Source organism: Wenzhouxiangella sp. YN9, assembly GCF_056324165.1.
This window is the reverse complement of sequence record NZ_JBJNIP010000055.1, coordinates 42,222-54,782: the sequence shown is the minus strand read 5'-3', so window position 1 is coordinate 54,782 and position 12,561 is coordinate 42,222. Positions and strand designations below refer to the sequence as shown.

The window sequence follows — 12,561 nt, the reverse complement described above, 5'->3', positions numbered from 1 at the left end:
GAAAAGGGCTCTTCCGTGGTCGATGAAGGTTGTCGCAAGCGTCCGGATACGCTATTTTCACATATTCGATCAGTCTGCCCGCGCTCACGTGCGGGTCGGGGGTGTCACAATTGCAAAGCATCAATCCTTCGTTTTACCGGCAACAGGAGCTGTGATCTAGATGAGATATCTGCTGCTCGCAACTAGCGTCGTCTTTCTGTTCGTCGCGTGGCCCGCCAGGGGTCAGGACGAACCCGAGACGGCCGAGGGGGCCGAATCCGAGGCGCAGGCCGAGGAGGCGCAAGAGCAACGCCGGGTTCGCCGGCTGGGAGATGTGGTCGGAGCCGGGTCGGACGAGTTCGATATCGACTTCGAGAATCTCGATATTCCGAACCGCGCCGCGGAAAACGTTCCGGATGTCAGCCTGCCCAACCCGCAACAGGACCAGCAGCTGCAGGAGTTGCTGCGTGCACAGGCCTTTGCTCCCAACGACCCGGAAGTGGAACGCGCGCTCACGGCGCTGCTCGATGAGGTCGAGCGCGACATCGAGCAGGCATTGGCCCAGGGCAATATGGCGCGTGCGCGGCAACTGGCCGGCGTCATGGCCGAGGTGCAGCCCGAACGGGGCATCATCAATGAGGTTCAGGCTGAGCTCCAGCGCCGCAGCAGCGTCAGCGCGCTGGTCGAACAGGCCGATGCGGCCCTGCAGGCCGGCCGACTGACCGAGCCGGCCGACGGTAACGCGGCTGACCTGTTCGCCCAGGTTCTGGAGCTCGATCCCGGCAACCAGGCCGCCGTGGCCGGCCTGGCCGACGTGCATCAGGCGGTGGTCGACGAAGCGCTTTATCTGGCCCGCGAGGAGCTTGATTTCGAAGGCGCCGGCGCACGCTTGACCGAAGCCGAGACAATCCACGAGGCACCGGAGGTGGTGGCCGAGGCTCGGCAAGCCATCAGCGACTTCCGGCAGGGCCATATAGAAGATCTTTATGTCCAGGCGCGGGAGCATATCGACGAAGGCCGCTACGACGAAGCTGACGATGCGATAACGGAACTCGTTTCTCTGGGCGAGGATCGTGCCAGCGTCGAAGCACTGCAAGCCTCGCTGGCTGACGCCCGCACCTACGGCAGTTTCGAGCCGGGCCAGGTGTTTTCAGATCGGATTGCAGCGCTGGCGCGACCCGGCCCGCAGATGGTCGTCATGCCGGCCGGCAGTTTCATGATGGGCTCGCCGGAAAGTGAAGATGAGCGTCTGAGCAACGAGGGGCCGCAACATCGGGTGACTTTCGAGCGCGGCTTCGCGATGGCACGCACCGAAGTCACCGTGGGCCAGTTCGCCGATTTCGTGCGCTCGACCGGTTATCGCACCGACGCCGAGATCGAAAGGTCGTCGCGCGTCTATGATCTGGACAGCGGGCGCATGGTCGATCGCAACGGCACCGACTGGCGGGCGGACTTTTCCGGCCGCAGGGCCGACGATGATCTGCCTGTTCTGCATGTCTCCTGGCGAGATGCCAACGCTTATGTCGATTGGCTTTCAGAGCAGACTGAACGCAACTATCGACTGCCCACCGAAGCGGAGTTCGAGTACGCCCTGCGCGGCGGCACGCTCACGCCCTACTGGTGGGGCAACGGCGCACCCGATGAAAACGAGGTCGAGAACGTGACCGGCGACCGTGACGTGTCGCCTTCAGGGGCCCGCTGGAACGTTGCTTTTCGTCGCTATACCGACGGCTACTGGGGGCCGGCCCCAGTGGGTAGCCTGGCCAGTAACCCATTCGGCCTCTACGACATGGGCGGCAACGTCATGGAGTGGGTCGAGGACTGCTGGCACGACAGCTACGTGCGCGCCCCGGAAGATGGCTCGGCATGGGTCAACCCCGGCTGCAACCGTCGTGTCATCCGCGGCGGCTCCTGGTCGAGCACGCCCGCCATGTCGCGTTCGGCATTTCGCATTTCCAGCACCAGCGACAGCACTGACATGCGCGTTGGCTTCCGGATCGCGCGCGATCTTTGAGCCGGCGACAAAGCGGTAGCAAAAAGGCCGTCGCGGCATTGACCGCGACGGCCTTTTTGCTTACAGGTGATATCTGGTGCCGAGGGAGGGAATCGAACCCTCACTGCCTTTCGGCAAACGGATTTTGAATCCGTCGCGTCTACCAGTTCCGCCACCCCGGCTCGGGGACGCATATTGTCTGCCTCGGACGCGTGTTTGTCTAGTCCGAATCCAGGCTCAGGCTGGTTGGCTGCGGTTGGTACCAGTCGTCCTCGACGGGCTTGAAGACACAGCATTCGTCCATCACGCCGGAATAGATGTGGATGGTGACCGCCGGCTGATCGGGGCTGGGGTTGGCGATGGTGTGGTGTTCGTGCGGTGGGATCAGGCTGCCGGCGCTTCCGACTCCGGTTCGCATGGTGGTGCGCGGTTCGAACCGGAACTGATTGCTGCCGCGTTCGACCAGCTCGTACTGGACCACCTCGATTTCGCCGTGCCAGACAGCCTCGACGCACCACATGCCGGCGTGATCATGCAGCGGCGTGCCCTGACCCGGGCCCCAGGTCATGGCCAGCACGGTGTAGCCCAGCGCCTTGTCCTGGTGCAGCAGCCGGCGGCGGTAGTGCTCGTTGCTGTATTCGTATACGCAGTCGGGCAGCTGGATGTCCTCGTCGGCCACCAGCTCACACAGGCACTGGCGCAGGTTTTCGGTGATGTCTTCGGCGCAGTCGGCTGATACCGCACGGTGAATCCGGTCGATCATCCGCGACTTGCCGGGAAAGTCTAGACTCATTGCAACCACTTCCTTATCGGTTCGCCAAACGTGGGCACGTCGGCCAGAAACGCATCGTGGCCCTGTATCGAGGGTAGCGCCTGGAAGGTCACATCGTTGCCGCTGGCTTCCAGGGCCGAGGCCAGGTCCTTTTGCTGAAACAACGGAAAGAGGATATCAGTCTTGACCCCGAGCACCAGGGCTTCACCGGCAAAGCAGCGGTCAAACATGCGCTTGAGCGTGTCGTCACTGTCGCAGAAATCGAAGGTGTCCATCGCGCGCGACAAGTACAGATAGCTGCAAGGATCGAACTGGCCGACGAACTTGCGCGCATGGGTCTCGAGATAGGATTCAACGGCAAAGCGCATGCCAAACAGCGTCGGCGGGAAATAGTCCTGGCTCTGACGGCCGAAACGCTGCCGCCACTCGGTTGCCGAGCGGTAGGAAATCATGCCCAGCTTGCGCGCCAGGCGCATGCCGACCTCGGGCCAGTCGTCTTCGGTATAAAGCCCGTCGCGAAAGTTGCGGTCGGTGACAATCGCTTCTCGCTGCAGCGAACGAATGGCAATGGCCATGGGCGTCGCCGAGCAGGCGGTTGAAATCAGGCCGAGCTTGCGCGCGCTCTGCGGAAACTGCTTGAGCCAGGCCAGCGCCGTGAGCCCGCCCATCGATGGGCCGATGATCGCGTGCAGGGTCTCGATGCCCAGATGCCGGACCACCAGGCGCGCAGCCCGCGCGATGTCTTCGATGGCAAGCTCCGGAAAGTCCAGCCGCCACGGCCTGCCGGTGTCCGGATTGATGCTGGCCGGTCCGGTCGATCCCATGCACGAGCCCAGGGAGTTGATGCAGAGCACGAAAAAGCGGTCGGTGTCGATGTAGCGACCGGGCCCGATCATGTCTTCCCACCATCCCGGCTCCGGATCCTGGGTCGAGGAGGTCGCGTGCGAGCCGGGCGAAAGGCCGGTGCAGATCAGTATGGCGTTGGATTTGTCGGCGTCGAGTTCGCCCCATGACTCCCAGGCCAGGCGCACGTGAGGCAGTCGCCCGCCGCGGTAGAGTTCAAAGGGCTGCTCAAGATCGAAATAGCGGGTGGCCGGACCCATGGATTTCCTCTATGGTCAAAAAAGCCATTCTACAGCGCCTGCCCGAGACTCAGATCGGGTCGGTGAACTGCGCGCTGCCGATGCCGCGGTCGGGCAGCAGAACGGGGATGCCGTCGACGACCAGATAGATGACTTTATCATCGCGGGTGATCAGGGCTTCGCGCGCCTTGTCCTCGACTGCGCTGTGGTCGACATATTGCACCTGACCGGCGGCAATCAGCGCGTTGAGTTTCTTCAGGCGGCTTTTCTCCAGCGGGCGCAGCGGCTGATGGCTGACCGGGCAGCAGAGGATGTCGAGAAGAGGATCGATGGTGGCCATGCCGATGATTGTATCCTTTCGGAGGGTGCGCATGGAAGCGCGTTTACTCGTCACGGCGGCCCTGATAAGATTCATTGTTTTCCTTATCCAACGCGGAGGGTTCGCGATGGCCGCATCGCCTCTGATCGGCATCATCATGGGTTCGAAAAGCGACTGGGAAACGATGTCGCATGCCGCCGGGCTGCTCGAACAGCTCGGTGTGCCCCACGAAGTGAAGGTGGTGTCGGCTCACCGAACGCCCGAAGCCATGTTCGAATACGCGCAAGCCGCCGAGGAGCGCGGTATCGAGGTGATCATCGCCGGGGCCGGTGGCGCCGCCCATCTGCCGGGCATGGTTGCGGCCCGAACCGTGCTGCCGGTTCTGGGCGTGCCGGTTCAGTCGCGCGCACTCAACGGGCTGGACTCGCTGCTTTCAATTGCACAGATGCCGGGCGGGGTGCCGGTGGGCACCCTGGCCATCGGCAAGGCGGGGGCCGTGAATGCCGGCCTGCTGGCGGCTTCCATGCTGGGCGCCGCGCATCCTGATATTCGCGAGCGCTATCGGAGCTGGCGGCAGGAGCAGACCGATGCCGTGCTGGCGGCGACCGACCCGCGCGCCTCATGAAGGTTGGTATTCTGGGTGGCGGCCAGCTGGCACGCATGATGGCTCAGGCGGGGCTGCCGCTGGGCGCGGAGTTCGTGTTTCTTGATCCCAAGGCGGATGCCTGTGCCGGCCAGCTGGGACGGCTGGTCACCGCTGACTGGAGCGATCCGGCGGGGCTGGATCAGCTGTCCGGCTGTGACCGGATCACCTGCGACTTTGAAAATGTTCCCGCGGCGGTACTCGAGGGTCTGGCCGAGTCCGGCCATCCGGTGCGGCCGGCAGCCAATGCCTTTGCCGCCGCCCAGGATCGGCTCAATGAAAAACAGCTGTTCGAGTCGCTTGGCATCGAGGTGGCGCCTTTTGCCGCCGTTTCCGGGCGCGCCGATCTGCTTGCCGCCCTGGATGACATCGGTTACCCGGCGCTGCTGAAGACCCGCCGCATGGGTTATGACGGCAAGGGGCAGTATCTGCTGCACGGGCCCGAGGATCTCGAGCCCGCCTGGGCGCAGCTGGGCGACCATGCGTTGATCCTCGAAGGCTGGGTCGATTTTGATTTCGAGTGCGCCATGACCGTGGTGCGCAACGCCGCAGGCGAGCTGCGCTGCTATCCGCTCTCGCGCACGCTGCACGCCGATGGCATGCTGCGGCTGGCCGCTGCGCCCGCCGCGGTGGATGCCGGCCTGCGCGAGCGTGCCGAGGCCTGTGGCCGGCTTCTCGCCGAGCATCTGGACTACGTCGGCTGTCTGACCCTGGAGCTGTTCGTCTCCGGCGATCGGATCATCGGCAACGAGTTTGCTCCGCGGGTGCACAACTCGGCCCACTGGACCATCGAGGGCGCGGTGTGCTCGCAATTTGAAAATCACCTGCGCGCGGTGTGTGATCTGCCGCTGGGCAGCACGGCTCTGCGCGCCCCGTCGCTGATGTTCAACTGGATTGGCGGCATGCCTTCGGCATCCGGGCTGCTGAAACTGCCGGATCTTCACTGGCACGACTACGGCAAGTCATTCCGGCCGGGGCGCAAGGTAGGTCACGCCACGCTGCTGGCCGAGACCTGGGCCGAGCTGGCACACCAGGCGCTCCAGGCGCGCCCGGAGCTGCCCCGGCCGCTGGGCGATCTGCTCGGCGGGCTGGTTGCGTCTCGGAAAGGCAGGGAATAGGGCGGTATTGGCCGCAAGCCGGCCCCGTTTTCAGCGCCCGTTGTGGTGCGAAGGGTTGATGAACGGTTCGGTCTGAGCGGTCGGGAAAAGAACCAGATGGTGGGCGTCCAGCGTCACGCCGATGGTCTGGTCGACTGCATAGTCGTCGTGGCTGGGAAACAGCGCTGCGATCTCCTCGCCGGTGTCCAGTTCCAGGCGATACAGGATCTGTGCTCCCTGAAACTGACGGCCGACCACGCGGGCTCTGGAGCCATCGGTGTCCGGGCGGATGTCATCGGGCCGGATCAGCAGCGCCAGCTCGTCGCCATCGGGGCGGTCGTCGGGCGCCGGTGAACGGCCCAGCCCGTGCACCAGGGTCTGGTCTTCCACCACGCGCGCTTTCAGATAACTGCCGCGGCCGGTAAAGGCGGCGACATAGTGATTGGTCGGCTCATGGTAGAGCTGGTAGGGCGAGTCCCACTGCAGCATGCGCCCGTCCTTGAGCAGCCCCACCCGGTCGGCGAGGGCGAAAGCCTCCTGCTGGTCGTGGGTGACCATCAGCGTTGCCGTGCCGCGCTGCTTGAGAATACTGCGAACTTCCTCGCCGACGTGCCGTCGCAGGCGGGCATCGAGATTGGAAAAAGGCTCGTCCATCAGCAGCACGTCGGGCTCGGTTGCCAGCGCACGCGCCAGGGCGACGCGCTGCTGCTGCCCGCCGGAGAGTTCGTGTGGATAACGATGCGACAAACCCTCCAGCCCCGTCAGCTCGAGGAGCTCGTCGATACGGTGGTCGCGTTCGCGCCGTGACAGCCGGCGCAGGCCGAAGCCGACGTTGCCGGTCACGTTCAGATGCGGGAACAGCGCGTGATCCTGAAACACCATGCCGACGCTGCGCTTTTCCGGTGCCAGACGAAAGTCCGGGGTCGAGGCCACCCGATCGTCGATGCGGATTTCGCCGGAGCGCAGGGGCTCGAAGCCGGCAACCGCGCGCAGGGCCGTGGTTTTTCCGCAGCCCGAGGCGCCCAGAAGACAGCCGATTTCGCCGACGTCAAGCCCGAAGCTCAGACCGCGTATGACGCAGGCTTCTTCGTAACCGAGCCAGATGTCGTCGACCTCGAGAATCACGGGCAATAACGCTTGCGGATTACGCCGATCACGACTTCGGCAATGCGGTCGACTTCTTCGTCGCTGACGATCAGCGGCGGCAGCAGACGAACGGTTCGGCCACGGGTGACGTTGATGATCACGCCATCGGCCAAGGCATCGTCCTTGAGCTCGCCGCAGTCGCGGTCGAGCTCGATTCCCACCATCAGGCCGCGCCCGCGCACGGCCTTTACCGGGGCCAGGCCCTCGAGCCCGGCCCGCAGCCGGTCGATGAGCCGCTGTCCGGCTTGGGCAGCGCGCTCGCCGATGCGATCTTCACGCATGATGTCGATCACCGTCAGTGCCGCGCGGCAGGCCAGCGGGTTGCCGCCAAAGGTGGTGCCGTGAGTGCCGGGCGTCATCATCGCGGCCACGTCCTCGCGCGCCAGGCAGGCAGCCACGGGCATGCCATTGCCTAGCGCCTTGGCGAGCGTGACCACGTCGGGCCTGAGGCCGGCATGGTGCTGAAAAGCGAGCCACTTGCCGGTGCGATTCATGCCCGTCTGGATCTCGTCGAGCATCAGCAGGGCGTCGTGCTGGTCGCACAGGCGGCGCAGGGTCGGCAGGTAATCGTCGGGCGGGACGTGCACGCCGCCTTCGCCCTGAATCGGCTCGACCAGCACGGCAACGATCTCCGGATGCTCGGCCAGAGCGGCCGCGGCCGTTTCGGCGTCGCCGAAGGGCACGCGTACAAAGCCGTCAACCAGGGGCCCATAGCCGGCCTGTATCGCCGGGTTGCCCGAGGCGCTGATGCCGGCAAGCGTGCGTCCGTGAAAGCTGTGATCGGCGACCAGAACAGCCGGGCGAGCGATGTTTTTTTCGTGGGCGTGGCGGCGCGCCAGCTTGAGTGCGCATTCGTTGGCCTCGGCTCCGGAGTTGGCAATGAATGCCCGCTCCAGGCCGCTGATCTCTGCCAGGGCCTGCGCCAGTTCTTCCTGCAGCGGTACTTCGACGATATTGGCGGTATGGATGAGCCGGTGAGCCTGATCGGCAATGGCTTTGGCCAGCCGGGGCTCGGCATGCCCCAGGCTGCACACGCCAATACCGGAAATGGCGTCGAGGTAGCGACGCCCCTGATCATCAGTCAGCCAGGCCCCTTCGCCACGGACCATGCGCACGGGCATGCGCGCATAGGTATTGAACAGGTGCGTCATTGACTCGTTGGCAAGTTTGGAAAGCGGTCATTCTACCGCTGATTGGCAACCGGCGGCGCCTGGCGCCGCCGGTGACGGGTTGAAGAGGTGAAAACGCTTCAGTCGCGCAGACGCGAGGCGACGTGATCCCAGTTGACGATTTCGAAGAAAGCGTCGACGTATTTCGGACGCGCGTTGCGATAGTCGATGTAGTAGGCGTGCTCCCACACATCACAGACCAGCAGCGGCGTGTCGTCGCCGGTCAACGGGCTTTCGGCATTCGATGTCGAGGTCACGGCGAGCTTGCCGTCGGGCTTTTGCACCAGCCAGCCCCAGCCGGAGCCGAACTGGCTGACCGAAGCCTTGGTGAACTCGTCGACGAAACGATTGAAATCGCCGAAGTCGCGCTCGATCAGCTCGCCGAGCCGGCCTTCGGGCTGCCCGCCGCCGTTGGGCGTCATGCAGTTGAAGTACATGGTGTGGTTCCAGACCTGGCCGGCCTGGTTGAACATCTTGCCGGAGGACTTGCGAATGATGTCCTCGAGTTCCATGTTGGCGAACTCGGTGCCCTCGATCATGTCGTTGAGGGTGTTGACGTAGGTCTGGTGATGCTTGCCGTGATGGTATTCCAGCGTCTCTCGCGAGATGTTGGGTGCCAGGGCATCCAGTGAATAGGGCAGATCGGGAAGCTCAAAAGCCATGGTTTGGTCCTCCATTATTATTGCGGGTGCATCTCCATAGATGGTAGCGAGACCCGCAGGGTTTCAAGGGCACGCGGTATTTTGCGCCGCGTGGATCAACCGCGGTCGTCCTCGAGTTCTTCGAGATGACGCCAGCGATTGACGATATTGCAAAACAGTGCGGCCGTGCGTTCGGTATCGTAGGCGGCCGAGTGGGCGCGGCTCTTGTCCCAGTCCAGCCCGGCGGCGTCAACCGCCCGGGCCAGAACCGTCTGCCCGTAGGCCAGGCCGCCCAGCGTGGCGGTGTCGAAGCAGCTGAAAGGGTGAAACGGGTTGCGCTTGTAGCTGGTGCGCTCGACTGCTGCATTAAGAAAGCCCAAATCGAAGTGCGCATTGTGGCCGACCAGCACAGCGCGTTTGCAGCCGGTGGCACGCAGGCTCTGGCGAATCGGCTGGAACAGGTGCCTGAGCGCGTCGCGCTCGTCCACCGCCGGGCGCAGCGGGTGGTGCGGACGGATGCCGTTGAACTCCAGCGCAGCTTCTTCGATATTGGCGCCCTCGAACGGCTTGATATGCTGCATCATCACCTCACCGGGGGACAGCCAGCCATCGGCGTCCATTTCGATGATGCAAGTGGCCAGCTCCAGCAGGGCATCGGTAGCGGCATTGAAACCACCGGTTTCAACATCGACGACCACGGGCTGGAAACCTCGAAATCGATTGACGATTGAAGACATGGAAAGCGTGATTGGGTAACAGAGACCAGCATAATGCACCCTCACCGGTTTGACCACCGCAACGCCGCCGTCGTGCTGCTGGTGCTGTGGTTGCTGCCGAGCCTGGCCACCGCCGAGGTGTTCTGGTCGGTAAGCGATGCGCAGGGCCGCCAGAACTGGTTGCTGGGCACCATGCACAGCGAAGACGCCCGCCTGCTCGAGTGGCCCGCGCCATTGGTAGAGGCTCTGACCCGAGCGGATCGCATGGCGCTGGAGCTGATTCCGGATGCCGGCATGCTCGAGCGCTTGCAGCAGGCCATGGTGGCGCCCGAAAAACGTCTCGATGAAGTGCTGGAGCCTGCGCTCTATCAGCGGGTTTGCACCTTGCTGACCGGCGAATACGGCCTCACCGAGGCGGCCGTCAGCCAGCTGAAACCCTGGGCCGTGGCGCTGACGTTGGCCACCCCGCCGGCCGAAACCGGGATGTACATGGATCTGATGCTGTCCTGGCGCGCCCAGGGCGCCGGTCTGGACGTGGTGGCGCTGGAAAGCGTTGACGCCCAGGTCGACTTTCTTTCCGGCCTGCCGCTGGAAGACCAGATCAGCCTGATCCGTGAAACGGTCAATGATCATGCGGCCCACCAGGCGGTGTTCGAGCAGCTGGTGTCGGCCTATCTCGACGGGGACCTGGAGCGTCTTGCCGCCGTGGCCGAAGCGCAGATGGCCGGCCATGACGAGCATATCGTTCGCTATTTTCAACAGCAGGGCCTGGCGGCACGCAATCGGCAAATGCTCGAGCGGGCCGACGCGTGGCTGGCCGAAGGCGGCTTGATCATTGCTGTCGGCGCGCTGCACCTGCACGGAGATGATGGCCTGATCGAACTGCTCAGGGCGCGTGGCTGGCAGGTCGACGGCATTTATTGACCCGGGCCGGGTTGGTACTGAGTGCGCCCTCAGGTGACTGTGGGCTGCGTCGCCTCGAAGTGCCGGCGCTTCTGCCGCCAGCGGCACAGATCGTAGACCGGGCATTGCCCGCACAGCGGTGCGCGCGCCCGGCAGGTATAGCGGCCGTGGAGAATCAGCCAGTGGTGCGCGTCCTTCAGGTAGGCTTCGGGCACGCGTTTGAGCAGGGCCTTTTCGACTGCCAGCGGCGTCTTGCCCGGCGCCAGGCCGGTGCGGTTGGATACCCGGAAGATGTGCGTGTCGACCGCCATGGCCGGCTGGCCGAAAGCGGTGTTGAGCACCACGTTGGCGGTCTTGCGGCCGACCCCGGCCAGGGCTTCCAGCTCGGCGCGCGTATCGGGTACGGCGCCGTCGTGCTTGTCGATCAGATCCCGGCAGGTCTTGATGATGTTTTTGGCCTTGGAATTGAACAGGCCGATGGTCTTGATGTAGTCCTTCAGGCCGTCTTCGCCCAGCGCCAGGATGGTTGCCGGCGTGTTGGCCACCGGAAACAGCCGGCGGGTGGCCTTGTTGACGCCAACGTCGGTGGCCTGGGCCGACAGGATCACGGCCACCAGCAGCTCGAACGTCGAGTCGTACTCCAGCTCCGTGGTGGGTTCGGGATCGAGTTCCTTCAGACGCCGGAAGAATTCCTCGCGATCGGCCTTGTTCATGATGCTGAGGGTTCGGCGGGTGAAGGGGCAGCGCCCGATTCTGCGCCAGTTCGCGCCGGACGCCGGATCAGCCATTGTCTGAGCGCAACCAGCAGGCCCAGGCCGATGAACGCGCCGGGCGGCAGCACGGCCAGCAGCAGGCCTTGATCGAAGGGCAGGATCTGCATCGTCCAGTCCGCTGCGGCGGTGCCGAACAGCATGTCCGCGCCGTCGAGCAGCGTGCCCTGGCCGATGATTTCGCGCCCGGCCCCGAGCACGATCAGCACCGCGGCAAAGCCCGTGCCCTGGGCCAGTGCATCGGCCAGGCTGGCACCGACCGGCTGTTTCGAGGCAAAGGCCTCGGCCCGCGCAAGGATTGTGCAGTTGGTCACGATCAGCGGCACGAAGATGCCCAGCGTGCGGCTGAGCTCGTGCAGCCAGGCCTGCATTGAAAGGTCAATGGCGGTCACCGTCGAGGCGATGATCAGCACGAAGGCGGGAATGCGGATTTCCGGGCGCCAGGTCTGGCGCAGAGCCGAGACCAGGCCGCTGCTGACAACCAGAACCAGCAGGGTGGCCACGCCCAGCCCGAAGCCGTTGACCGCGGTATTGGACACCGCCAGCAGCGGGCACAGGCCCAGCAGCTGCACCAGGCCGGGATTGTTGTCCCACAGGCCGTCGCGCCAGATGCGTTTCGTTTCGCTGGGCGTCATGTCGAGCCGCCTGAAGTCAGGAAATGTACGGAAGTCACGAGCAAGTCAATTATCGGTGGTTGCAAACAGGTTGTCCCGCTTGGTCTCGAAGGCCTGCAAGGCGCGTTCGAGCGCGGCGATGACGGCGGCCGATGTGATCGTGGCGCTGGAGACCGTGTCGAATGCTCCGCCTCTGCGGTCCGGGGCCCAGTTGCCAGCATCGGGGTGTTCCAGCGATGTGCCGCGGAACTGCTCGATCCAGTCGCTCTTGCCGCGTTCGATCCGGTCGCCCAGACCGGGGGTTTCGCGATGCTCGAGAATCCGGACCCCCAGCACCGTGCCCGCCAGATCGACCGCCACCAGCATGCGGATTTCGCCGCTGTAGCCCTCGGGCGTGGCCAGGTCGATCACCGCCGCGCGCGGCTGACCGTCCAGCCGGGCCCGATAGACGGTGGCCGCCTGGGGCAGGCCGTCGATCGTCATGCGCGCGGCGTCTTCGAGCAGCGCGTTGTCGTAGCTGCCCGGCTCGAGCATCGAGGCCACCGCGGCCAGGGCGTGCTCGCGGCGCTGCTCGCCAATGCGCTCGTCCGTCACCCGGTCAAGCACGGCAAGCAGCAGGGCCGCGGCCAGCCCGATCAGACCCAGGCCAACAGCCGGGCGCCAGATCGAGGCGCGCTCAGTCATTCAAGCGGCCACCTGAAGGTCGGCAGGTATTCC

14 protein-coding genes and 1 tRNA gene are annotated in these 12,561 nt (G+C 64.6%); 4 read left to right on the top strand and 11 right to left on the bottom strand.

All coding sequences use genetic code 11. The features are described from left to right. Nucleotides 1-160 precede the first annotated feature (160 nt). Complete coding sequence (locus tag ACEWQ0_RS02265; RefSeq protein ID WP_476481675.1) at nt 161-1,993, top strand: SUMF1/EgtB/PvdO family nonheme iron enzyme; 1,833 nt, start codon at nt 161-163, stop codon at nt 1,991-1,993. A gap of 74 nt (nt 1,994-2,067) precedes the next feature. On the opposite strand, the gene ACEWQ0_RS02260 is transcribed toward ACEWQ0_RS02265, so the two are convergent. The 4 genes from ACEWQ0_RS02260 to ACEWQ0_RS02245 form a co-directional block, all read right to left on the bottom strand. Then, nucleotides 2,068-2,154, bottom strand: a tRNA-Leu gene (locus ACEWQ0_RS02260). Between the two features lie 38 nt (nt 2,155-2,192). Then, nucleotides 2,193-2,765: a cysteine dioxygenase family protein gene (locus tag ACEWQ0_RS02255; RefSeq protein WP_476481676.1), complete on the bottom strand. Its 573-nt coding sequence runs from the start codon at nt 2,763-2,765 to the stop codon at nt 2,193-2,195. Then, entirely contained in the window at nt 2,762-3,847 is a 1,086-nt protein-coding gene (metX, locus tag ACEWQ0_RS02250; RefSeq protein WP_476481677.1) for a homoserine O-acetyltransferase MetX, read from the bottom strand. The genes ACEWQ0_RS02255 and metX overlap by 4 nt, the downstream gene beginning before the upstream one ends. Nucleotides 3,848-3,896: 49 nt before the next feature. Then, entirely contained in the window at nt 3,897-4,199 is a 303-nt protein-coding gene (locus tag ACEWQ0_RS02245) for a Trm112 family protein (RefSeq protein ID WP_476481678.1), read from the bottom strand. A gap of 73 nt (nt 4,200-4,272) precedes the next feature. On the opposite strand from ACEWQ0_RS02245, the gene purE reads away from it, so the two are divergent. Together purE and ACEWQ0_RS02235 are read left to right on the top strand one after the other, a co-directional pair. Then, nucleotides 4,273-4,770 carry a 5-(carboxyamino)imidazole ribonucleotide mutase gene (gene purE / locus ACEWQ0_RS02240; RefSeq protein WP_476481679.1) on the top strand — a complete coding sequence of 166 codons (498 nt, stop codon included), beginning with the start codon at nt 4,273-4,275 and terminating at the stop codon, nt 4,768-4,770. Further along, on the top strand, nt 4,767-5,906 hold the full coding sequence (locus ACEWQ0_RS02235; protein ID WP_476484357.1) for a 5-(carboxyamino)imidazole ribonucleotide synthase: 1,140 nt from the start codon (nt 4,767-4,769) through the stop codon (nt 5,904-5,906). The genes purE and ACEWQ0_RS02235 overlap by 4 nt, the downstream gene beginning before the upstream one ends. Nucleotides 5,907-5,936: 30 nt before the next feature. Here the strand turns inward: ACEWQ0_RS02235 and ACEWQ0_RS02230 are convergent, their stop codons facing one another. The 4 genes from ACEWQ0_RS02230 to rnt all read right to left on the bottom strand — a co-directional run bounded on the left by ACEWQ0_RS02230 (nt 5,937) and on the right by rnt (nt 9,578). Further along, the gene (locus ACEWQ0_RS02230) at nt 5,937-7,010 is read right to left on the bottom strand and encodes an ABC transporter ATP-binding protein (protein ID WP_476481806.1); all 1,074 of its coding nucleotides are present in this window, start codon (nt 7,008-7,010) and stop codon (nt 5,937-5,939) included. Next, nucleotides 7,007-8,182, bottom strand: coding sequence for an acetylornithine/succinylornithine family transaminase (locus ACEWQ0_RS02225; protein WP_476484356.1), 1,176 nt, complete (start codon nt 8,180-8,182; stop codon nt 7,007-7,009). The genes ACEWQ0_RS02230 and ACEWQ0_RS02225 overlap by 4 nt, the downstream gene beginning before the upstream one ends. Before the next feature lie 98 nt (nt 8,183-8,280). Next, nucleotides 8,281-8,862 (bottom strand): superoxide dismutase, encoded by a 582-nt coding sequence (locus tag ACEWQ0_RS02220; protein ID WP_476481682.1) that lies wholly within the window; start codon nt 8,860-8,862, stop codon nt 8,281-8,283. Between the two features lie 95 nt (nt 8,863-8,957). After that, entirely contained in the window at nt 8,958-9,578 is a 621-nt protein-coding gene (gene rnt, locus ACEWQ0_RS02215) for a ribonuclease T (protein ID WP_476484355.1), read from the bottom strand. Nucleotides 9,579-9,611: 33 nt separating this feature from the next. On the opposite strand from rnt, the gene ACEWQ0_RS02210 reads away from it, so the two are divergent. Continuing rightward, on the top strand, nt 9,612-10,481 hold the full coding sequence (locus tag ACEWQ0_RS02210; protein ID WP_476481684.1) for a TraB/GumN family protein: 870 nt from the start codon (nt 9,612-9,614) through the stop codon (nt 10,479-10,481). A 29-nt stretch (nt 10,482-10,510) separates the two neighbouring features. Here ACEWQ0_RS02210 and nth read toward each other — a convergent pair whose 3' ends face one another. The 3 genes from nth to ACEWQ0_RS02195 are packed head-to-tail and all read right to left on the bottom strand — an operon-like array spanning nt 10,511 to nt 12,528. Next, on the bottom strand, nt 10,511-11,173 hold the full coding sequence (gene nth / locus ACEWQ0_RS02205) for an endonuclease III (protein ID WP_476484354.1): 663 nt from the start codon (nt 11,171-11,173) through the stop codon (nt 10,511-10,513). Beyond that, nucleotides 11,170-11,865 carry an electron transport complex subunit E gene (locus ACEWQ0_RS02200; RefSeq protein WP_476481686.1) on the bottom strand — a complete coding sequence of 232 codons (696 nt, stop codon included), beginning with the start codon at nt 11,863-11,865 and terminating at the stop codon, nt 11,170-11,172. The genes nth and ACEWQ0_RS02200 overlap by 4 nt, the downstream gene beginning before the upstream one ends. A gap of 45 nt (nt 11,866-11,910) precedes the next feature. Then, nucleotides 11,911-12,528, bottom strand: a complete 618-nt coding sequence (locus tag ACEWQ0_RS02195; RefSeq protein WP_476481687.1) for an RnfABCDGE type electron transport complex subunit G — start codon at nt 12,526-12,528, stop codon at nt 11,911-11,913. Between the last annotated feature and the right edge of the window lie 33 nt (nt 12,529-12,561).